Below are 20,693 nucleotides of genomic sequence, written 5' to 3'. Positions count from 1 at the left end.
GGGCTCCACGCGCGCAGGGCGGACGTGCACCCGCGGCCTCCTCACGCGAGACCGAGGGCGAACACCGCGAACCCCGCCGCGAGCAGCCCGGCGACCGCCCGCCGCACCTGCGACGCCCGCGTCCCGGTCTGCCACGGCGCCTCGAACTTCCGCGCGTACCGCCCGATTCCGATCAACAGGGCCGCGAACACCGGCAGCCAGAGGAGCCGCGCCGCCACCCAGCCCAGCGTGTCAGGGGCGGCCGTCAGACCCGGCACCGAGCCGAGCAGCGCACCCGAGGCGGCCGCCGAGAACATCGCGGTCTGGTGCCAGCACAGGATCGTCATCGCCGACAGATTGATCACGACCACCGGCGCCCACAGCGCGGGCCGCTGCAGAAGTGCCCCGATACGGTCCCGCAGCAGGATCGCCGCACCGCTCTGCGCGGCCGCGAGCGCGAGCACGAGCAGCGACGGCGGATGCGAGTTGGTGCGCGCCTCGCCCGGCACTCCGACCATCGACGCCGGGTAGTGGAAGGCGAGCAGCAGCACCGCGAAGAGCGCGGCGCCCCCGGCGAGCAGCAGCCAGGCCCCGCGCCGGCCGAGCCGCTTCTCGCCCCAGGACACACCGAGTTGGTACGCGAACATCCAGCCGGGCAGCAGATTCAGCAGGCTCAGCCAGGACGGCATCGCCTCGGCGTACGGCCCGTACCGCAGGAAGTCCACGGCGGCGACGACCGCGAGCAGCGGGGCGGCCGCCCAGGCACCGAGCCGCTCGGAGGCCAGTACGCAGTACGGCGTGAGCACGGTGATCACCGTGTAAACGCCGACGAACCACAGCGGCTGGATCACCAGCGTCGACCCGGTGCGCAGCGTCGTGCCCGGCACCCCCAGGGCGTACAGCAGCGGGATGAGCGCGGCCCACACCGCGGTCACGCCGAGCACCGGCCGCCCGAGCCGGGCCACCCGGCCGCGCAGCCAGCGCCCGGTGGACTCGCCGCGCCCGGTCGATCGCCGGTACGAGAGCACCGAGGCGTAGCCGCCGACCAGGAAGAACACCCCGAGCATCTGCAGGACCCAGCTGAGCGGCGCGAAGAAGCCGAACGAGGAGAGCGGGCTGGCGTTGTGCAGGCCCGCGGAGTCCAGGGTGAAGCCGCCGAGCAGCCAGTGCCCGGTCGGCACCGCGAGCAGGGCGAGCGCCCGCAGCCCGTCGACGGCCCGGTCCCGGTGCGCGGGCGTCTTCGCGTCGATGGACTCGGCGCTCCTGCGCAGGACGGTGAGGGTGCGCGTACTCATGAGCGGCCTCCGAGACTGTGCTTGCCGGCGTCGGAAACGCCGAAGTCGTGGTCGCCGACGGCGATCCGGGCGAAGGCACGCAGCGAGTCCGTGCCGGGGGCGAAGTAGCCGGTGTGTCCCTCGGCGGTCGCCGCGGGGATGCGCCGGGCGCCGAAACCGGCGCCGGCCGGGTCGGCGCCGTGGCCGAGCCCGAGCACGTTCACGTTCGGGACGCGGCCGATCCAGTCGTCGTCGTTGCGCGCGGCCCAGACGCGGGCCTTGGTGTCCAGACCGGCGGCGTTGTCGCTGCGCATGCCGGGCGAACCGGCCACCACCAGGTCGGCGGCGGGTAGTTCGGCCGCGGCGAGACCGCATACCACCGAGCCGTAGCTGTGGCAGAAGACCGCCGGCTTCGCGCTTCCGTTCGCGGTGAGGCCCTGGACGAGTCGGGTCAGACGCGGGGCGCCGGCCTCGGCAAGGCGCCCGGTGGCTGCATCGGGCCCGAGCCCGACGGGCGTGGTGTATCCGGCCCAGGCGACCACGGCGGTGCGCTCGCCGGTCGCGCGGTACAGCGAGCGCGCCATGCCGGTCGGTGTGCCGTACGGGTCCGAGTCGCGGTCGAAGGTCTCCAGATCGATGTCGGAGCCGGGCACTACCACGGCCGTGTGCTCGGCACGCCTCAAGTCCCCGTACACCTCGGCGACTTGGCCGCGGCCGCGCGGATCGAAGGCGAGGATCCGGCGGCCGCCGGACAGCAGCCGGTCGTAGCGCTCGGCGCGCTCGCGGGCCGCCGCACGGTCGCGGGCGGGAGTGGATGCGTCGTCGGCGCGGCGGAGCTCGGCGGCGCGCTCCTGCCGCAGCGCCGCCGCGTTGGCCCGGTAACGCAGTTCCACCGGTGCGCCGTCCAGATTGCCGACCACCAGGGCGTGCCGTTCGGCGAGCGCCCGGTCGTGCCCGGCGGGCAACGCCTGGAAGAAACGGGCGACTTCGGCAGGGGTGGCGCTCGCCGGGTCCGGCAGCGGCCCGTCCGGCCCGCGGTCCGCGCGCCACTCGGCGGCCCCCGGTACCGGCCCGGTCACCGCGACCTGCTCGCTGCCGACCGCCCAGCCGGCCGTGCCCGCCACCGCGACGGTGGCCACGGCACCGGCGAGCAGCGTCCTCAAGTAGCGCCCGTGCCCTGCTCGTTGGCGCCCCTGCCCGTTGCGGCGGCTCATGGCCCGTCTCCCTCGTCCGTCGACTGCGTTGACGGAGGGAAGTAAAGGAAGACGCCCTGCCCGCACACGTCACACCGCGGAGCCAACTGCGGGGTGCTACCGGGGTAGGGGGTGTACGGGGCGGGCCGCGGCAATCAGCCGCGAACACCGAGGGGTTGAAGCGGACGCCGGCCGGTCAGGGCGCGGATTCCCCCGGCGTCACAAGCCCCGACTCGTACGCGAAGATCACGATCTGGGCGCGGTCCCGCAGATCCAGCTTGGCCAGGACCCGGCCGATGTGCGTCTTCACGGTCTGCTCGGCGAGCACCAGCGTTTCGGCGATCTCCTGGTTGGACAGGCCGCGGGCGATCAGTTCGAGCACCTCGGTCTCGCGCGGTGTGAGCCCGTTCAGGCGCAGGCTCGTGGCCTTGCGCGGGGCCGTCCGCTGCTTGGCGAAGTCGGCGATCAGGCGGCGGGTCACGGACGGCGCGAGCAGCGCCTCGCCGGCGGCCACCACCCGTACCGCCGCGATCAGATCGGCGGGCGGAGCGTCCTTGAGCAGGAAGCCCGAGGCGCCGGCCCGCAGCGCCTCGTACACATAGTCGTCGACGTCGAACGTGGTCAGCATCAGGACCTTCGGCCGGTGCACCACACCCGGCGGCGGGTCGAGCAGCGCGCGGGCGGCCGCGAGCCCGTCCATCTCCGGCATCCGGACGTCCATCAGGACCACATCGGGATGGGTGCTGCGGCTGACCTCGACGCCCTGCCTGCCGTCCGGGGCCTCGCCCACCACGTCGATGTCGCTCTGCGCGGCGAGCAGCGCGGCGAATCCCGCACGGACCATGGCCTGGTCGTCGACGATGATCACGCGAATGGTCAAGGGGTACCCTCCGGGGTCGGCACATCGCTGAGGCCCAGCGGAAGTCGGGCGGCGACCCGGAAACCCCCGTCCGGCAGCGGCCCCACGTCGAGCGAGCCGCCGGTCAACCGTACGCGCTCACGCATGCCCACCAGGCCGTGCCCGGTCCCGGAGCTCTCGAGCGGCGTATCGCGCGCGGTGGGCGGTCCGTTGACGATGAGCACGGTCAGATCGGTCCCGTCGGAGCCGACCGACACCCGGGTGCCGGCACCCGGCGCATGGCGCACCACGTTCGACAGCGCCTCCTGCACGATCCGGTACGCGGACAGGTCCACCGCCTGCGGTACGGCGCCGAGTTCGGCCGCGAGCGAGAGCTCGGCGGGCACCCCGGCCCGTACCGTCGCCTCCACCAGCTGCTGCAGCTTGTCGAGACCGGGCTGCGGGGTCCGCTCGCCGCCCGCGTCCTCGCTGCGCAGCACCGCGAGCAGCCGCCGCATCTCGGCGAGCGACTCGCGCGCACTCGCCGCGATCGCGCCGAACTCCTCCTGTGCCGCCGCCGGAATCCCCTCGATCCGGTACGGCGCCGAGTCCGCCTGCACGGTGATCACCGACATGTGGTGGGCGACGACGTCGTGCAACTCCCGTGCGATGCGGGTGCGTTCCTCGAGCAGGGTGCGCCGGGCCCGTTCCGCCTCGCTGATCGTCTCCTGTTCGACGAGCCGGCGTTCCGCGGCCCCGCGCTCGCGCAGCGCGTAGGTGACGACGAGTGCGACACCGCTGAGCACGAAGAGCAGCAGCTGGACACCGTCGCTGCGCTCCTGCGAGATCAGCTCGAAGAGCAGGCCCGCCGCCCCGGTCGCCAGCCACACCGCGAGCAGCGTCCGCCGGGACTCGCGCAGTCCGAGCAGGATCATCAGGAGGACATAGCCGACCACGACCATCGGCGGCCAGGGCCAGGACAGTTGATGGGTGGGGCTGCCCAGCAGGGCGAACGCCCCGACCACATCGGCCGCGAAGATCACCCACCAGGCCTGCAGGGGCCGGGTCAGAGCCAGCAGCAGGGGCGCGGTCTGCGCGGTGGCGAGCGCCCCCGCGAGCGCGCCGTTGACCTCGTAGTTCCGCACCAGGAGCGTCACCGTCACCGGCAGCAGTGCAGCGACGAAGCCGAAGACCACCACATACGGCAGGGTCCGCACCCAGCGCTTCGGGGACCGGGCGAACGGTGCTTCGCCGGCCGCGGCGGGCGTCGCGAGGGCGAGGCCCAGCTCCCGCAGCGCGGACTGCAGATGCGCGGTGCCCCCGCCGGAGCCGGCCAAGGGCGGCCGGGAGGGGCGGAGCCTGCGCAGCCGGGAGCGGAGCGCGGCGGCTCGGCCGGGCGTCTCCGGCGACTCCGGGGGCTCCGGCGGCTGCGCGGGCGAGGGGTTCGGTTCGGTACTCATGGCCCGATCAGCGTAGACACGGCAGGTCCCGCCCGGCGTCATACCGGAGAGCCGGACCGGGTGCTACTCGGGTATCACCCCACGGTGCCGGCCGCGCGGCCCATGCCTCCCGTGCGGCCGCTTCCGCTTCCGCTCCCGCTCCCGCTCACAGCTCGGCGAGCAGCTCCGCCTTCTTCGCGGTGAACTCCGTGTCCGTGAGCAGCCCCGCCTGATGGAGCTCGCCCAGATGCCGGATGCGGTCGGCGATGTCCGCCGGGTCCCGGCGCCCGGGCGGCCGCTCGGCCTCCACCGGGTCCGGGCCGCAGCTGCGTACCGCGCCGAGCACGGCCGCGGCGAACGGCAGCGACTCGTGCACCGGGCCGTACCCGAGCCCGAACACCACGGCGGCCGGGTCCTGGTCGGCCTGCGCGGGCTGCGGCACCCCGTTCGGCTTGCGGAGCAGCCGCAGATAGCCGTCGAAGACCTCCGGCGAGCGCCACTCCACACCGCTGAGGTCGTTCACCCGGAAGGTCTGGTCGCCCGCCTTCCATTTCGCGGACGACGCCCCCGTCCAGAACCAGCGGAACGACGCCGACGTCCCGTCGAAGGACGCCTTCCCGTCGTAGGCCTTGAACTCCTTGCGGCCCTCCGGCGGCGCCACCAGATACGAGTCGGTCGGCCCGGTGTCCTCGGGCAGCAGCGGACGCAGCTCGTCCGCGTAGTACTCGGCGAGCGTCTCGCGCTCGCCCGGCAGCACCAGGCGGTACGGGTCGCAGTGATCCTTGAGCTGGCCGGCGGCCGCTTCCATCAGCGGGTCGGCACCGGGTCTCGGCGAGGCGTGCAGGACCACCGTCCCGCGCTTGCCGGGAGCGAGGGTCACCGCCGCCAACGCCTCGTAGGGGATGCGGCGTTCACCGAGCGCCTGGAACAGCCGCGGCGTCCTGATCCCCCGTTCGAAGCGGATGAGCACGGAGTCCGATTCGAACTCCCAGGCGGCATGAAATCCGGCCAGTACATCACCCATGCGGCTCATCGTATGCGGCACGGACGTCCACGTCCCCCCTCGTGACGGACCCACCGCTTTCCGGGCACGGCGGGCTTCTACGCGCGTCAGGCCACCGCCGCGCCGGTGGTCCTCCGGCAGGCGTCGTCACCGCCCGCGCAGTTCACCGACTGATATGCGCCGACGCCGATCCTGGCGAAGTTGCGCAGGCTGTCCGTCCCCGGCTGGAAGTAGCCGGTGTGCCCGGACGCGCCCCGCGCCGACACGACCCGTGCGCCGAACTCGGCGGAGACGGGGTCGGCGCCGTGCCCGAGCCCGCCGAACTCCAGGTGCGGAATGTCCGCGATCCAGTCGTCGGCATCCCGCATCGCCCACACCCGGGCCCCGGTCCCGAGCCCGCCCGCCGTACCGGAACGCATGCCCGGACTGCCGGCGACGGCGATGTCGGAGACCCGGCCGGGCAGCTTGTCCGCGGCCACTCCGCACACCACCGATCCGTAGCTGTGGCAGTACAGGGCGATCTCGGAGGTGCCCGGCAGCGTACGGGCCAGCTCCTCGAGGCGCTCGGCGCCGTCCTCCGCCCGCTTGGCGGTGGCCGCGTCCACGCCCACGCCCACCGGCGCGGTGTAGTCGGCCCAGGCGATGACGGCGGTACGGGTGTCGGGGCTCTGGCGCCGCTCCTCGCGGTAGAGGGCGTTGGCCATGCCGCGCGGCGCGGTGTAGCGGCCGTTGGTCTTCTGGAATGTCAGCACATTCGTGTCGACGCCCGGCACCACCACCGACACCCGCTGGGCACGGTTCAGGTCGCCGATGACCTCGGCGACGCGGCCCGCGCCGGTCGGGTCGAAGGCGAGGATCTGCCGGTCGCCGGACATCAGCGAGTCGAAGCGGTGCATCCTGCGGCCCGCCTCGTGGCGGCCGACGTCGGAGAGCCGTTCGTCGTCCATGCGTTGTCGTTCGACTTCTCGCGCCTTGGCCAGTGACGTCCGGTTCGCCGCGTACCGCACCTTCGGCGGGACGCCGCTCATGTTGCCGACCGCGAGCGGATGCCGGGAGGCGAGTCTGCGCTGCTGTGCGGTGCTCAGGGAGGCGAAGAAGCGGGCGACCTGGTCGGCCGACGCATGCGACCCGGGGAGCGGGCGGCCGTCTATGCCGCCGCGCTCCCAGGCGCTCATCGCGGCTTCGAGCGGACTGCTGCCGCCCTGGTGGTTGCGCACCACGGTCCAGCCGGTGGTCGCCAGCATGACGAACACGACGGCGAGTGCGAGCAACGCACGCCAGGCGTTGAGGTGGGGGGACGAGTCGAAGGAAGTCACTGCGGGACACCCTAGGAGAACCGCGCACCGCTCCGGGCCAGGGGTGGGGCAGATCACGTTTCCCGCCGGGAGAATGAGACAAAGCGGGCCTGGGTGATACGGAGTGACTACGCTTCGTGCGCTTTGACCTGGTTCTCGGCCTGGACGCCGGCCGGGTTCGTGGCCCCCGGCTCCCCGGCCGCGGACGCCGGGTCCTCGCCCCCGCCGCGCCAGTGCTGGGCGAGGGACGGTCCGAGCTGGTCCAGACAGGACTCCGTCACGGCGCGCATCGAGGCCACCGAGAGATCGCCGCCCGCGCCCCACAGCCTCCCCGTCAGCCGCATGACCCCGCTGAAGGTGGCCACGGCGACCCGCGGACGAGGATCCGCGTCGACATCGACACCCTCGCGCGCGGCGACGATCCGGGCGATCTCGTCCTCGCTCTCCACCGAGCGCCGCAGCTGCACGGCGAGCAGCGCGGGAGTGGACTCGATCAGCAGGCAGGCCCGCATGTACACATCGACCGGTACGACGCGCTCGATCGCCTCGCCCACGTCGTCCCAGGACGCGAGCACCGCCTGGCGCAGGGCCTCGAGCGGCGGCTCGTCGGCCGGCCGCTCGCGCAGCACCGCGGTGAAGTGCCGCTCGACCATCTCCTGTACGGCGAAGGCGGCCTCCTCCTTGCCCGCGAAGTAGCGGAAGAAGGTGCGCTGCGAGACGTCGACCTCCTCGACGATCGCGTCGACGGTGGTGTTCTCATAGCCGTGTGTGATGAAGAGTTCGAGCGCTGCGCGCAGCAGCGCGTCGCGGGTGCGCTGCTTCTTGCGTTCGCGCAGGCCGGGCGCGCGCAGGTCGGGTCGGCCTTCGCGCGGGCCGGTTTCGGTGCGGGGTTTCACCACTCCATGGTCCTCTTTCCCGCCGTCCGGATTCGCCCGTTCCGTTCCCATCCCCGGAACTGTGAGCAACGTGACAGTTACCGACTTGTGAATTGGTTTGTCAACTGTCAGTAGCTGACATTAGCCTCACCGGCATGACTAGTCAGACCACCGTCGCGGACGAGGCCCCGGATCCACTGGGGAAGCCGGCCGCTCCCGAGCCGGCCAAGGGGCTGCGCGGCCACCCCTGGCTGACGCTGTTCTCCGTCGCCATCGGCGTCATGATGGTCGCCCTCGACGGCACCATCGTGGCCATCGCCAACCCCGCGATCCAGAAGGACCTGGGTGCCTCGCTGCAGGACGTGCAGTGGATCACCAACGGGTACCTGCTCGCCCTCGCCGTCTCGCTGATCACGGCGGGCAAGCTCGGTGACCGCTTCGGCCACCGGCAGACGTTCCTGATCGGCATCGTCGGCTTCGCCGCATCCTCGGGTGCGATCGGCCTGTCCGACAGCGTCACCATGGTCATCGTCTTCCGCGTCCTGCAGGGCCTCTTCGGTGCCCTGCTGATGCCGGCCGCGCTCGGTCTGCTCCGCGCCACCTTCCCGGCCGAGAAGCTGAACATGGCGATCGGCATCTGGGGCATGGTCATCGGCGCCTCCACCGCCGGCGGCCCGATCCTCGGCGGCGTACTCGTCGAGCACGTCAACTGGCAGTCGGTCTTCTTCATCAACGTGCCCGTCGGCGTACTCGCGCTCCTCCTCGGCCTGTGGATCCTCAAGGACCACCGCGCCGAGAACGCACCGCGGTCCTTCGACATCCCGGGCATCGCCCTGCTCTCGGCGGCGATGTTCTTCCTGATCTGGGCGATCATCAAGGCCGGCGAGTCCTGGGGCTGGGGCGGCGGCAACACCTGGCTGTTCATCGGCGCCGCGATCGTCTGCTTCGCCGTCTTCGCGTTCTGGGAGACCCGGGTCAAGGAGCCGCTGATCCCGCTCGCGATGTTCCGATCGGTGCCCCTGTCGGCGGGTGTCGTCCTGATGGTGCTGATGGCCTTCGCGTTCATGGGCGGCATCTTCTTCGTGACGTTCTATCTGCAGGGCGTGCACGGCATGAGCCCGGTCGACAGCGGTCTGCACCTGCTGCCGCTGACCGCGATGATGATCGTGTCCTCGCCGATCGCCGGTGCCCTCATCACCAAGTTCGGGCCGCGCGTCCCGCTGGTCGGCGGCATGACCTGCACCGCCGTCGCGATGTTCGGGATGACCACTCTTTCGACGGACACCGGCACCTTCGCCATGTCCCTCTGGTTCGCCCTGCTCGGTCTCGGGCTCGCGCCGGTCATGGTCGGCGCCACCGAAGTCATCGTCGGCAACGCCCCGTTGGAGCTGTCCGGAGTCGCCGGCGGTCTGCAGCAGGCGGGCATGCAGGTCGGCGGCGCGCTCGGCACCGCCGTACTGGGCGCCGTGATGTCCAGCAAGGTCACCTCCGAACTGCCGAACCAGTGGCGGGACGCCGGCCTGCCGGGCGAGCCCGCACCGGGCCTGGACCAGGCCGCCGAGGTCGGTGTCGTCCCGGTCAAGGAGCTGTCGAAGGCCCCGGGGACGACCCCCGACATCATCGACAAGATCGGCGGCGTCATCCACGACACCTTCATGTCGGGCATGCACCTCGCCTTCGTGACGGCCGGCGTCGTCGCCGTGATCGCGGCAGGCGTGGCCCTGCTCACCAAGCGCGGATCCAACGCCGACGCGGGAGCGGGCGTGGGCCACATCTGAGCCCTCGCTCCGCCACGGCCGACTGCATGGCTCGTGCGGCAACCCGAGGCCCCGCCGGTTCACCCGGCGGGGCCTCGGCGCGTTCCCGCCCCGGCATTCGTGTATCAGGGTGGCCGCTCGCGTACCCCCTTCCCGGCCGGCGTCGCCGGAGGCCACAGTGGCGCCCCAACTGATCCGTACGACACGGGGGTTACGACCATGAAGCACATCCCGACGACCCGACACACCTCGACTTCGCGACGCGCCTCGACGCGCGGCCTGGCGCGGCCCGCGCTCCTCGCCGCGGCCGCCGTCTGCTGTCTGGCCGCCGGCACGGCCGCGACAGCCGCCCCGGCCGCCGCGAGTCCCGCCACGGCCGACACCCGCTGCGGCGCGGGAGAGCTCTGCCTCTGGGAAGGCGCGAAGTACCGAGGCACCCGGCACACCTACGAACTGTCCGGCACCGACATCGAGAGCTGCATCGCCCTGCCGGCCGGCGCCGCCGCCAACGCCCTCGCCAACCGCACCGGACGCCCCGTCACCACCTACCAGTCCGCCGAGTGCGCGGAGACCGGCGAGTTCGACACCTACCCCGGCAGCGGCACCCTCGCCCCGCAGACCCCGTACCGCGTCCGCGCGTTCAAGATCTGGGAGAACTGACCGCGCCGCGCGTCGGCACCCACCCGCCCACACGGACCACGACCCCGGCCGGAGAACTCCGGCCGGGGCCACGATCCATCAACTGCGGTACGGGGCAGGCCCGTACGGGAGCCCTACGCGTCGCCGCCCGCCGGACCCGGGTCCGCGGCCGCGACATCCAGGAGCTGATAGCGGTCGATCGCCTGCTTCAGGACCGACCGGTCCAGCTTGCCCTCCTGCACCAGCTCGGTGAGCACACCGAGCACGATCGACTGCGCATCGATGTGGAAGAACCGGCGAGCCGCCCCACGCGTGTCCGCGAAGCCGAAGCCGTCCGCCCCCAGCGAGTTGTAGCGGCCGGGCACCCAGCGCGCGATCTGGTCCGGCACCGCCCGCATCCAGTCCGACACCGCGACGAACGGCCCCTCGGCCGAGGACAACTTCCGTGTCACATAAGGGACCTGCTGCTCCTCGTCCGGATGCAGCAGATTGTGCTCCTCCACGTGGAAGGCCTCGCGGCGCAGCTCGTTCCACGAGGTCACCGACCACACGTCCGCCTTGACGCCCCAGTCGTCGGCCAGGATCTGCTGAGCCTCCAGCGCCCACGGCACCGAGACTCCGGAGGCCATGATCTGCGCGGGCACGGTGCCCGCCTCGCCCCGCCGGAAGAGGTGGATCCCCTTGATGATGCCCTCGATGTCGGCGCCCTCGGGCTCCGCCGGGTGCTGGATCGGCTCGTTGTACACCGTGAGGTAGTAGAAGACGTCCTCGCCCGGCTGCCCGTCCGCGGTCTCGCCGTACATCCGGCGCAGCCCGTCCCGCACGATGTGCGCGATCTCGAAGCCGAAGGCCGGGTCGTACGCCACACAGGCGGGGTTGGTCGAGGCGAGGAGCTGCGAATGACCGTCCGCGTGCTGCAGCCCCTCGCCGGTCAGGGTCGTACGACCGGCGGTCGCACCGAGTACGAATCCGCGCGACAACTGGTCGGCCATCTGCCAGAACTGGTCGCCGGTGCGCTGGAATCCGAACATCGAGTAGAAGACGTACACCGGGATCAGCGGCTCGCCGTGCGTCGCGTACGCGGAACCCGCCGCGACCAGCGATGCGGTGCAGCCCGCCTCGGTGATGCCGTCGTGCAGCAGCTGCCCGGTCGGCGACTCCTTGTAGGCGAGCAGCAGTTCACGGTCCACGGACTCGTACTGCTGACCCAGCGGGTTGTAGATCTTGGCGCTCGGGAAGAAGGAGTCCATGCCGAAGGTCCGGTACTCGTCCGGCGCGATCGGCACGAAGCGCTTGCCGATCTCCTTGTCCCGCATCAGATCCTTCAGCAGGCGCACAAAGGCCATCGTGGTGGCGATCGACTGCTGCCCCGACCCCTTGCGCACCGAGGCGTAGGCCTTGTCGTCCGGCAGCTGCAGCGGCTTCGCGCGCACCACACGCGTCGGCACGTACCCCGCGAGGGAATTGCGCCGGTCGTGCATGTACTGGATCTCCTCGGAGTCCCGGCCCGGGTGGTAGTACGGCGGAGCGCCGTCCTCCAACTCCTTGTCCGGGATCGGCAGATGCAGCCGGTCACGGAAGCGCTTGAGGTCGTCGACCGTCAGCTTCTTCATCTGGTGGGTCGCATTGCGCCCCTCGAAGTTCGGGCCGAGCGTCCAGCCCTTGACTGTCTGCGCGAGGATCACCGTCGGCTGGCCCTTGTGCGCCTTGGCCGCCGCGTACGCCGCGTACACCTTCTTGTGGTCGTGACCACCGCGGCCCAGGTGCAGCAGCTGGTCGTCGCTCATGCCCTCGACCATCGCCCGAAGCCGCTGGTCGTCACCGAAGAAGTGCTCGCGGATGTAAGCACCGGACTCCGTCGCGTACGTCTGGTACTGGCCGTCCGGAGTGGTGTTCATCCGGTTCACCAGGAGGCCGTCCCGGTCCTGGGCGAGCAGCGGGTCCCAGGAGCGGTCCCAGATCAGCTTGATCACATTCCAGCCGGCGCCCCGGAACTGGGACTCCAGCTCCTGGATGATCTTGCCGTTGCCGCGCACCGGACCGTCCAGGCGCTGCAGATTGCAGTTGACCACGAAGGTCAGATTGTCCAGACCCTCCCGGGCCGCGATCGACAGCTGGCCGAGCGACTCCGGCTCGTCCATCTCGCCGTCGCCGAGATACGCCCAGACATGGGACTTGGAGGTGTCCGCGATCCCGCGGGCCTCCATATAGCGGTTCATCCGCGCCTGGAAGATCGCGCCGAGCGGGCCGAGACCCATCGACACGGTCGGGAACTCCCAGAAGTCCGGCATCGACCGCGGGTGCGGATAGCTGGACAGGCCGTTCGGCGCCTTCGACTTCTCCTGCCGGAAGCCGTCGAGCTGCTCCTCGGTGAGCCGGTCCAGGAGATACGCCCGGGCGTAGATGCCCGGTGAGGCGTGCCCCTGGAAGAAGACCTGGTCGCCGCCGTCGCCCTCGTCCTTGCCCCGGAAGAAGTGGTTGAAGCCCACGTCGTAGAGCGAGGCCGAGGAGGCGAAGGTGGCGATGTGGCCGCCGACGCCGATGCCCGGACGCTGGGCGCGCGAGACCATCACCGCCGCGTTCCACCGGGTCGCGTTGAGGACCTTGCGCTCGATCTCCTCGTTGCCCGGGAAGAACGGCTCGTCCTTGGTCGCGATCGTGTTGACGTAGTCCGTACTGCGCATCTCGGGCACCGCGACGCGCTTCTCGCGGGCCCGCTCGATCAGCCGGAGCATCAGGTAGCGGGCCCGCTCGCGGCCGCGCTCGTCGACCGCGGCGTCAAGGGAGTCGAGCCATTCCTGAGTCTCTTCGGGATCGAAGTCCGGGACCTGGCTGGGCAGGCCGCCAATGATGATCGGGTTGCGATCTGATCCGGAAGCCACGCTGTTCCTTCGCTGTCGGTCTTGCCTGCTATGCCTGGGAGTGCGTCTTGCCTGCTACGCCTGGGAGTACACCGTCCGGCGCGGGGCACGCTCACTCCGCGGGACCTCCGCGCCGCCCACCATCGTCCCCCCGGGGCATCCAAACGTCATCTGTACCGAGAGGTAACCGAGTGGGTCGCGAGCGGTCCGGCGTAAGCTTCTTCTCAAATCGCAACGATACGCCCGCGCACCGCGTCGGCTTCGTCCGGTTGTCCACGGGGCGGTCCGCGGAGTTCCCGACCGGTCGGGAACGTCACCGTTTCGGCGGTCTCGACCGCCGGGTACTTGCGCGATCCGTCCCGCCCGTGTGGACTACGGCCAGTGACGCGCGTACGCGCGTGGCTTGAAGACATCACCGAAACATGATCAGGAGGCAACCCGTGAGCGCGACCGCGGACCACGCGGAGGAGCGGACCAACCCTGCCGCAAGGCTGGGATTCCAGCCCGAGCAGGTGGTCCAGGAGATCGGCTTCGACGACGACGTCGACCAGGAGCTCCGCGAGTCCATTGAAGAGGTCATCGGCAGTGAGCTCGTCGACGAGGAGTACGACGATGTCGCCGATGCCGTCGTGCTGTGGTTCCGGGAGGACGACGGCGACCTGACGGACGCGCTGGTGGACGCATCCCAGCTGGTCGACGACGGCGCCCCGGTCTGGCTGATGACCCCCAAGACCGGCCGCGACGGCTACGTCGAGCCGAGCGACATCAACGAGGCCTCGCAGACCGCGGGTCTGTCCCAGACCAAGAGCATCAACGCGGGCAAGGACTGGACGGGCAGCCGCCTGGTCACCCCCAAGGCGGCGAAGTCCAAGCGCTGAGCCACCGTGCCGTGCCGAGAGCCCCCGCAGACACCGTCTGCGGGGGCTCTCGCGATCTCTCGTAGGCTGGGCGGCACCCGTTCGGCGGCGTGCGGCGTCGCCGGGCAACGGTCATGACGAAGGGAACCAAGCACATGGCGATCGAGGTCGGCACCAAGGCCCCGGATTTCGAGCTGAAGGACCAGCACGGCCAGACCGTGCGCCTCGCGGACTTCCGCGGCGAGAAGAACGTGGTGCTGCTCTTCTACCCGTTCTCCTTCACCGGCGTGTGCACCGGCGAGCTCTGCGCGCTCCGCGACGAGCTCCCCAAGTTCGTCAACGACGACGTCCAGCTGCTGGCGGTCTCCAACGACTCGCCCTTCACCCAGCGCGTCTTCTCCGAGCAGGAAGGCCTCGAGTACCCGGTGCTCTCGGACTTCTGGCCGCACGGCGAGACCTCGCGCGCCTACGGCGTCTTCGAGGAGGAGAAGGGCTGCGCGGTCCGCGGCACCTTCATCATCGACAAGGAGGGCGTCGTCCGCTGGACCGTCGTCAACGGACTGCCCGACGCCCGGGACCTGAACGACTACGTCAAGGCGCTCGACACCCTCTGATCCTTCAAGGGGAAGAGCCTGGTTGACCCGGGAACCGGTCACTAGGATCAATTCGTTGATCCGATGCCATCGCAAGACGGGGGCGCTGCCCCTCAACACTTTTGGGAGGACTCGTGGGAGTCAGCCTCAGCAAGGGCGGCAACGTCTCGCTCTCCAAGGAGGCCCCGGGCCTGACCGCAGTACTGGTCGGCCTCGGCTGGGACGTCCGTACCACCACCGGTACGGACTTCGATCTCGACGCCAGCGCCATCCTGACCACCGAGGACGGCAAGGTGAGCAGCGATGCGAACTTCGTCTTCTTCAACAACCTCAAGAGCCCCGACGGCTCGGTCGAGCACACCGGTGACAACACCACCGGTGAGGGCGAGGGCGACGACGAGGCGATCAAGGTCAATCTGACCGGAGTGCCGGCAGAGATCTCCAAGATCGTGTTCCCGGTCTCCATCTACGACGCCGAGAACCGCCAGCAGTCCTTCGGCCAGGTGCGCAACGCGTTCATCCGCGTCGTCAACCAGGCCAACAACCAGGAGATCGCCCGGTACGACCTCTCCGAGGACGCCTCGACGGAGACCGCCATGGTCTTCGGCGAGCTGTACCGCAGCGGCGCGGAGTGGAAGTTCCGCGCGGTCGGTCAGGGTTACGCCTCGGGCCTGCGCGGCATCGCGCAGGACTTCGGTGTGAACGTCTGACCGGGATCCTTCTCCGTACGTACACGTGCCAGACGTACGTCACGTACGCCACGTACGGCCCCCGGGCCGTACGGTCACGTCCGGCGCCGCATGCTGAGTGCGGCGCCGGACGCCTTGTGCCAGTCTGTTCAGCATTTCGGGGAGGATCACGATCATGGGCGTCACACTCGCCAAGGGGGGCAATGTCTCCCTGTCCAAGGCCGCACCCAACCTCACGCAGGTGATGGTCGGGCTCGGCTGGGACGCACGATCCACCACAGGTGCCCCGTTCGACCTGGACGCCAGCGCACTCCTGTGCCAGGCCGGCCGGGTGCTCGGGGACGAGTGGTTCGTCTTCTACAACAACCTGAAGAGCCCGGACGGATCGGTGGAGCACACCGGTGACAACCTGACGGGTGAGGGCGAGGGTGACGACGAGTCGCTGATCATCGACCTGACGAACGTCCCGGTCAATGTCGACAAGATCATCTTCCCGGTCTCGATCCACGAGGCCGACAACCGCGGCCAAACGTTCGGCCAGGTCAGCAACGCCTTCATCCGCGTCGTCAACCAGGCCGACGGCCAGGAGCTCGCGCGCTACGACCTCTCCGAGGACGCCTCCACCGAGACCGCGATGATCTTCGGTGAGCTCTACCGGTACGGGGGCGAGTGGAAGTTCCGTGCAGTTGGTCAGGGGTACGCATCGGGCCTGCGAGGCATCGCTCTAGACTTCGGGGTCAACGTTTCTTAAAGCCGCTCGCGGCGCGGGGGAGTCCCGTACACGGGGAGACCCGTTCACAACGATGGGGTAGCCAGTGGTTCTGAAAACCTTCGGCTGGTCGTTCGCAGTTACTGCGCTCGGCCTGGTCGCGGCGGTGTTCTACGGAGGGTGGGCGGCGTTCGGGATCGTCGCGATCCTGTCCATCCTCGAGATCTCGCTGTCTTTCGACAATGCGGTGGTCAACGCCAGCATCCTGAAGAAGATGAATGCCTTCTGGCAGAAGATCTTCCTCACCATCGGCATTCTCATCGCCGTGTTCGGCATGCGTCTTGTCTTCCCCGTCGTCATCGTCGCCATCAGCGCCTCGATGGGCCCGATCGAGGCCGTCGACCTGGCCATGACCGACAAGGACCGCTACCAGGAGCTGGTGACCGACGCTCACCCGTCGATCGCCGCCTTCGGTGGCATGTTCCTGCTGATGATCTTCCTCGACTTCATCTTCGAGGACCGTGACATCAAGTGGCTGGGCTGGCTGGAGCGGCCGTTGGCCAAGCTCGGCAAGGTCGACATGCTGTCGGTCTGCATCGCGCTGATCGTCCTGATGATCTCCGCAATGACGTTCGCGACCCATGCCCACCAGCACGGCGGCACCCATGTCGACAAGGCGGAGACGGTACTGATCTCCGGTATCGCCGGTCTGATCACCTATCTCATCGTCGGTGGTCTCTCCGGATACTTCGAGGACAAACTCGAAGAAGAGGAGGAGCGCGAGCACGAGGAGGAGGAAGAGGCCAGGAAGAAGGGCAAGCCCGTCTCGGCCGTCAAACTCGCCGGCAAGGCCGCCTTCTTCATGTTCCTCTACCTCGAGGTCCTCGACGCCTCGTTCTCGTTCGACGGTGTGATCGGCGCATTCGCCATCACCAACGACATCATCCTGATGGCTCTCGGCCTCGGCATCGGCGCCATGTACGTCCGTTCGCTCACGGTCTACCTGGTCCGCCAGGGCACCCTGGACGACTATGTGTACCTGGAGCACGGCGCGCACTACGCGATCGGCGCGCTCGCCGTGATCCTGCTCGTCACCATTCAGTACGAGATCCACGAGCTCATCACCGGTCTCGTCGGTGTCTTCCTGATCGCCGCATCCTTCTGGTCCTCGGTCCGGCGCAACAGGGCACTGGCGGCGGCCGAAGGCGGCGGCGACGGTCCGGCCCCGGGGGAGAAGACTGAGGTCTCTTCCGGGGTGTGACCCACGGCCCGGTCAGGGAACGCTCTGAAGCGGGGCGGCCACGAGGTTGGACCTCGGGGCCGCCCCGCCGCATGGGATCAGACACCAGGGGGCAGGATGTCCTTCTTCGACGGGCTGCGGCGAGGTCGGGCCGCGCAGTTCGACTCCGGCAGCGCTGCGTCCAACGCAATCGAGCTCACCAAACGGAATCCGTCCGTCTCACTGACCAAGCAGGGGGCGGCCACCGGCAATCTGCGGGTCAACCTCTCGTGGCGGATGCGTACGTCCGACATCGAGGGGCGCTCCCGGCAGAGCGGACGCCTCTTCCGGCACCCGTTCCGGCTCTTCCAGCCGGACGTGGTCCAGGCCCACACCCAGGGTGTGGTCAACGTGGACCTGGACATCGGCTGCCTCTACGAACTTGCCGACGGCACAAAGGGCGTGGTCCAGCCACTGGGCGGGTTCTTCGGCGATCTGAACGGCCCGCCGTTCGTCAAGCTCAGCGGCGACGACCGCTTCGGCTCACCCTCGGGCGAGACCATCTACGTCAATCTCGACCATCGCGAGTCCATCAAGCGCCTGCTGATCTTCTGCTACATCTACGACCAGACCCCGGCCTTCGACCGTACACATGCCAAGGTCACCCTGTATCCGAGCAACGGGCCGCGCATCGAGATCGAACTCGACGAACGAGCCCCCCAGGCCCGCTCCTGCGCCGTGCTCACGCTCGAGAACGTCAAGGGCGAACTGGTCGTGCGCCGTCACGTGAAGTTCGTCTACGGCTTCCAGGCCGAGCTCGACCGGCTCTTCGGCTGGGGGCTGCAGTGGGGGCGCGGATACAAGTCGTCGGTGGGGGAGCGCTGACGGGTGCGGTGCCCTCTCGGTGAGGCGTTTCTGGTGGTGCCCCTTCGGGCCGTCCAGGTGCGGCGTGCGCGTGAGTTCGGTGGTGCGCCCGCGTGACTCCGGTGGTGTGTCCGGGTGACCCCGGTGGTGCGCCTCAGCGGCCGACGAACTGCGGACCCTGGGGCGGGAGTTGGAAGTCGGGGTCCGGCGCGATGGCCGGGACGGGCGGACTGACGGGGGCGGCGGGTCCGACGGGGTCGGTGGGTGCCGCATGTGGGCTCACGGGCCCCGGGTAGCCGTAGGAACCGCCCTGTGCCGGGACAGGCTGCGGATAGCCGTACGCGGGTGCGGCTGTGGCCGGTGCTGCCGGTTGCGCGGGTGGTGGTGCCACGGGCGGCTGGGGGTAGCCGTACGCCGGCTGGGCCGACGGCTGTGGCGCTCCCTGGGGCTGGACTGCTGGTGGCTGGGTGGCCTGGGGCTGCGGCTCGGCCTCCGGAGGCTGGGCCGGCGGCGGAGGTCCCGTGGGGCCGGCCGTGGCGGCGGGCGGCGCGGCCTCGGCCTCGGACTCGTCGACCGAGATGCCGAAGTCGGTGGCCAGGCCCACCAGACCGTTCGAATACCCCTCTCCCAGCGCACGGAACTTCCAGGCGTCACGCCTGCGGTACAACTCCCCGCAGATCAACGCCGTTTCCGCGCCGGTCTCGGGATTCACGTCGAAGTATGCGTACGGCTCGGCATCCGCGTCGGTCGATGCCGCGTCGTACAGCAGGATGCGCAGCTCCCGCACTCTCCCGAAGGCCACATCGTCCGCCGAGGCGACGATCAGCACACGGTGGACCTCGCTGCCCAGACCGGACAAATCCGCCTGGATGGTGTCGGTGAGTCCATCGGGCCCGGCCTTCTTTCCGAGCCGCCACACCTTGCCCGACGGGTGGCGCGGCTGGTTGTAGAAGACGAAGTCACCGTCGGAGCGCACTCGGCCGTCCGCGCCGAGGAGCAGCGCGGAGGCGTCGATGTCCGGGACGTCGGGGCCGGCCGTCCACCGCAGCACGGCGCGGACCGCCGTGGCTTCGAGCGGGACGTTCGATCCCTTCACCATCGCGTGCGTCATGTCGTCATCCTGCCTTCCCGGTCGGTGTACGGACAACGCGGGGGCGGTGGTATCCAGGGTCTTCGCCGTGCGGTTGGGGAGATTTCCGGCCGTAACCGTGAGGATCGGTTACCGGATTTTCATCCGGGTGGGGAACTGTTGATGTGCGCCCCCACGTACTATTACCGGCCACAGCAAGTCAGCGGGAGCGCTGCATAGGTCAGTCAGGATCCTGCAACGGGGGAGTCTCATGCGTCATTTCGGATATATTGCGCCTGAGATCCGGAAGGGCCTATTCCACAGCGAGCCGTGCGAGTTCACTCTGGACTCGTCGCCCGAGGTGCTCTCGGTGGCACTCGGAGCGACCCTGTACAGCCCCGCGACCAGGCTGCATCTGGCCGACGACATACTGAAGCAGGCCTCCCGCGGTGTGGCGTCCATGGTCATCTGCCTCGAGGACTCCATCGACGATGCCGATGTCGAGCAGGCGGAGCAGAACCTGATCTCCCAGTTCCTCGAGCTCGCCAGGCGGGCCGCGCCCTTGTCGAAGGCGGGCGAGGATGCGGTCTCGACCGGGTCGACCGGCTCTGCGCCGACCATCGACGATCTGCCGCTGTTGTTCGTCCGCGTACGTGAGCCGGCGCAGATATCGGATCTGGTCCGACGCCTCGGCCCGGCCTGTGCCCTGCTGTCCGGATTCGTACTGCCGAAGTTCACCGAGGAACGAGGAGCCCCGTTCCTCGAAGCCCTCGCCGCCGCGGAGACTGCGGCCCGGCGTCGGCTTTTTGCCATGCCGGTCCTCGAGTCGCCCGAACTCCTGCACCGCGAGACCCGGGGCGAGACCCTGGCCGGAATCGCTCGCACCGTCGACAAGTACCGCGACCGTGTCCTCGCCCTGCGCCTCGGTGTCACCGACTTCTGCTCGGCCTACGGACTGCGCCGCACCCCTGATATGACGGCCTACGACGTACAGATCGTGGCCTCCGTCATCGGCGATGTCGTGAACGCCCTCGGCCGCGCCGACGGCACCGGCTTCACCGTCACCGGACCGGTCTGGGAGTACTTCAAGACCCAGCAGCGGATGTTCAAACCGCAGCTGCGCAGCAGCCCGTTCCTCGGGCGGGCGGAAGAACTGCGCAGCTCGCTCATCGAGCACGACATGGACGGCCTGCTCCGCGAGATCGAACTCGACCGGGCCAACGGTCTGCTGGGCAAGACCTGCATCCACCCCTCCCATGTGCTGCCCGTACACGCACTGTCCGTGGTGAGCCATGAGGAGTTCAGCGACGCCGAGGACATCCTGCGGCCGGAGCGCGACGGCGGCGGCGTTCTGAGGTCGGTCTACACGAACAAGATGAACGAGGTGAAGCCGCACCGAGCCTGGGCCGAGCGCACCCTGCGCCGGGCCAGTGTCTTCGGTGTCGCGCGGGCCGAGACGGGCTTCGTGGACTTGCTCACGGCCGGACTGCCGCATTGATCCGGGCATGGCGTCACGAGTGGCGGTGCTCCCACCCGCGTC

General features: G+C 69.8%; 18 protein-coding genes. 9 read left to right on the top strand and 9 right to left on the bottom strand.

The genetic code is table 11. From position 1 onward, the window contains the following. Nucleotides 1-41: 41 nt before the first annotated feature. From DY218_RS13920 to DY218_RS13890, 7 genes are all read right to left on the bottom strand, one after another. Nucleotides 42-1,274, bottom strand: a complete 1,233-nt coding sequence (locus DY218_RS13920; protein ID WP_128556302.1) for an acyltransferase family protein — start codon at nt 1,272-1,274, stop codon at nt 42-44. Next, nucleotides 1,271-2,467: an alpha/beta hydrolase gene (locus DY218_RS13915; RefSeq protein WP_128556301.1), complete on the bottom strand. Its 1,197-nt coding sequence runs from the start codon at nt 2,465-2,467 to the stop codon at nt 1,271-1,273. Before DY218_RS13915 ends, DY218_RS13920 begins: the two co-directional genes overlap by 4 nt. Nucleotides 2,468-2,642: 175 nt before the next feature. Beyond that, nucleotides 2,643-3,326 (bottom strand): response regulator, encoded by a 684-nt coding sequence (locus DY218_RS13910; RefSeq protein WP_128556300.1) that lies wholly within the window; start codon nt 3,324-3,326, stop codon nt 2,643-2,645. After that, entirely contained in the window at nt 3,323-4,744 is a 1,422-nt protein-coding gene (locus DY218_RS13905) for a sensor histidine kinase (protein WP_128556299.1), read from the bottom strand. The genes DY218_RS13910 and DY218_RS13905 overlap by 4 nt, the downstream gene beginning before the upstream one ends. 145 nt (nt 4,745-4,889) lie before the next feature. Next, nucleotides 4,890-5,747: a DUF4429 domain-containing protein gene (locus tag DY218_RS13900; protein WP_199566720.1), complete on the bottom strand. Its 858-nt coding sequence runs from the start codon at nt 5,745-5,747 to the stop codon at nt 4,890-4,892. An 86-nt stretch (nt 5,748-5,833) separates the two neighbouring features. Continuing rightward, nucleotides 5,834-7,042 carry an alpha/beta hydrolase gene (locus DY218_RS13895; RefSeq protein WP_128556298.1) on the bottom strand — a complete coding sequence of 403 codons (1,209 nt, stop codon included), beginning with the start codon at nt 7,040-7,042 and terminating at the stop codon, nt 5,834-5,836. A 107-nt stretch (nt 7,043-7,149) separates the two neighbouring features. Then, complete coding sequence (locus DY218_RS13890; RefSeq protein ID WP_233521581.1) at nt 7,150-7,917, bottom strand: TetR/AcrR family transcriptional regulator; 768 nt, start codon at nt 7,915-7,917, stop codon at nt 7,150-7,152. A 134-nt stretch (nt 7,918-8,051) separates the two neighbouring features. Here DY218_RS13890 and DY218_RS13885 point away from each other — a divergent pair, with 134 nt between their 5' ends. Beyond that, on the top strand, nt 8,052-9,674 hold the full coding sequence (locus DY218_RS13885; protein ID WP_128556296.1) for an MFS transporter: 1,623 nt from the start codon (nt 8,052-8,054) through the stop codon (nt 9,672-9,674). Between the two features lie 198 nt (nt 9,675-9,872). Beyond that, a complete protein-coding gene (locus DY218_RS13880; RefSeq protein WP_128556295.1) occupies nt 9,873-10,313 on the top strand; it encodes a peptidase inhibitor family I36 protein in 441 nt (146 codons plus the stop codon). A gap of 113 nt (nt 10,314-10,426) precedes the next feature. Here DY218_RS13880 and aceE read toward each other — a convergent pair whose 3' ends face one another. After that, complete coding sequence (gene aceE, locus DY218_RS13875; RefSeq protein WP_128556294.1) at nt 10,427-13,174, bottom strand: pyruvate dehydrogenase (acetyl-transferring), homodimeric type; 2,748 nt, start codon at nt 13,172-13,174, stop codon at nt 10,427-10,429. Nucleotides 13,175-13,593: 419 nt separating this feature from the next. Here aceE and DY218_RS13870 point away from each other — a divergent pair, with 419 nt between their 5' ends. From DY218_RS13870 to DY218_RS13845, 6 genes are all read left to right on the top strand, one after another. Then, nucleotides 13,594-14,031, top strand: coding sequence for a DUF3052 domain-containing protein (locus DY218_RS13870; RefSeq protein ID WP_128556293.1), 438 nt, complete (start codon nt 13,594-13,596; stop codon nt 14,029-14,031). 134 nt (nt 14,032-14,165) lie between these two features. Next, nucleotides 14,166-14,624, top strand: a complete 459-nt coding sequence (locus tag DY218_RS13865) for a peroxiredoxin (protein WP_128556319.1) — start codon at nt 14,166-14,168, stop codon at nt 14,622-14,624. Between the two features lie 113 nt (nt 14,625-14,737). Then, on the top strand, nt 14,738-15,313 hold the full coding sequence (locus DY218_RS13860; RefSeq protein WP_128556292.1) for a TerD family protein: 576 nt from the start codon (nt 14,738-14,740) through the stop codon (nt 15,311-15,313). A 154-nt stretch (nt 15,314-15,467) separates the two neighbouring features. Beyond that, a complete protein-coding gene (locus DY218_RS13855) occupies nt 15,468-16,043 on the top strand; it encodes a TerD family protein (protein ID WP_128556291.1) in 576 nt (191 codons plus the stop codon). 64 nt (nt 16,044-16,107) lie between these two features. Continuing rightward, complete coding sequence (locus DY218_RS13850; protein ID WP_128556290.1) at nt 16,108-17,262, top strand: DUF475 domain-containing protein; 1,155 nt, start codon at nt 16,108-16,110, stop codon at nt 17,260-17,262. Nucleotides 17,263-17,358: 96 nt separating this feature from the next. Beyond that, nucleotides 17,359-18,105 (top strand): TerD family protein, encoded by a 747-nt coding sequence (locus tag DY218_RS13845; protein WP_128556289.1) that lies wholly within the window; start codon nt 17,359-17,361, stop codon nt 18,103-18,105. Nucleotides 18,106-18,238: 133 nt separating this feature from the next. On the opposite strand, the gene DY218_RS13840 is transcribed toward DY218_RS13845, so the two are convergent. After that, the gene (locus DY218_RS13840; RefSeq protein WP_128556288.1) at nt 18,239-19,195 is read right to left on the bottom strand and encodes a TerD family protein; all 957 of its coding nucleotides are present in this window, start codon (nt 19,193-19,195) and stop codon (nt 18,239-18,241) included. A gap of 229 nt (nt 19,196-19,424) precedes the next feature. Between DY218_RS13840 and DY218_RS13835 the strand changes: the two genes are divergently transcribed. Further along, nucleotides 19,425-20,651 (top strand): HpcH/HpaI aldolase/citrate lyase family protein, encoded by a 1,227-nt coding sequence (locus tag DY218_RS13835; protein ID WP_128556287.1) that lies wholly within the window; start codon nt 19,425-19,427, stop codon nt 20,649-20,651. Nucleotides 20,652-20,693: the final 42 nt, after the last annotated feature.

It is taken from the genome of Streptomyces triticagri, from assembly GCF_003429565.1.
Classification (GTDB): domain Bacteria; phylum Actinomycetota; class Actinomycetes; order Streptomycetales; family Streptomycetaceae; genus Streptomyces; species Streptomyces triticagri.
The sequence above is the reverse complement of the archived record's forward strand: the minus strand, read 5'-3'. Positions and strand labels throughout refer to the sequence as shown.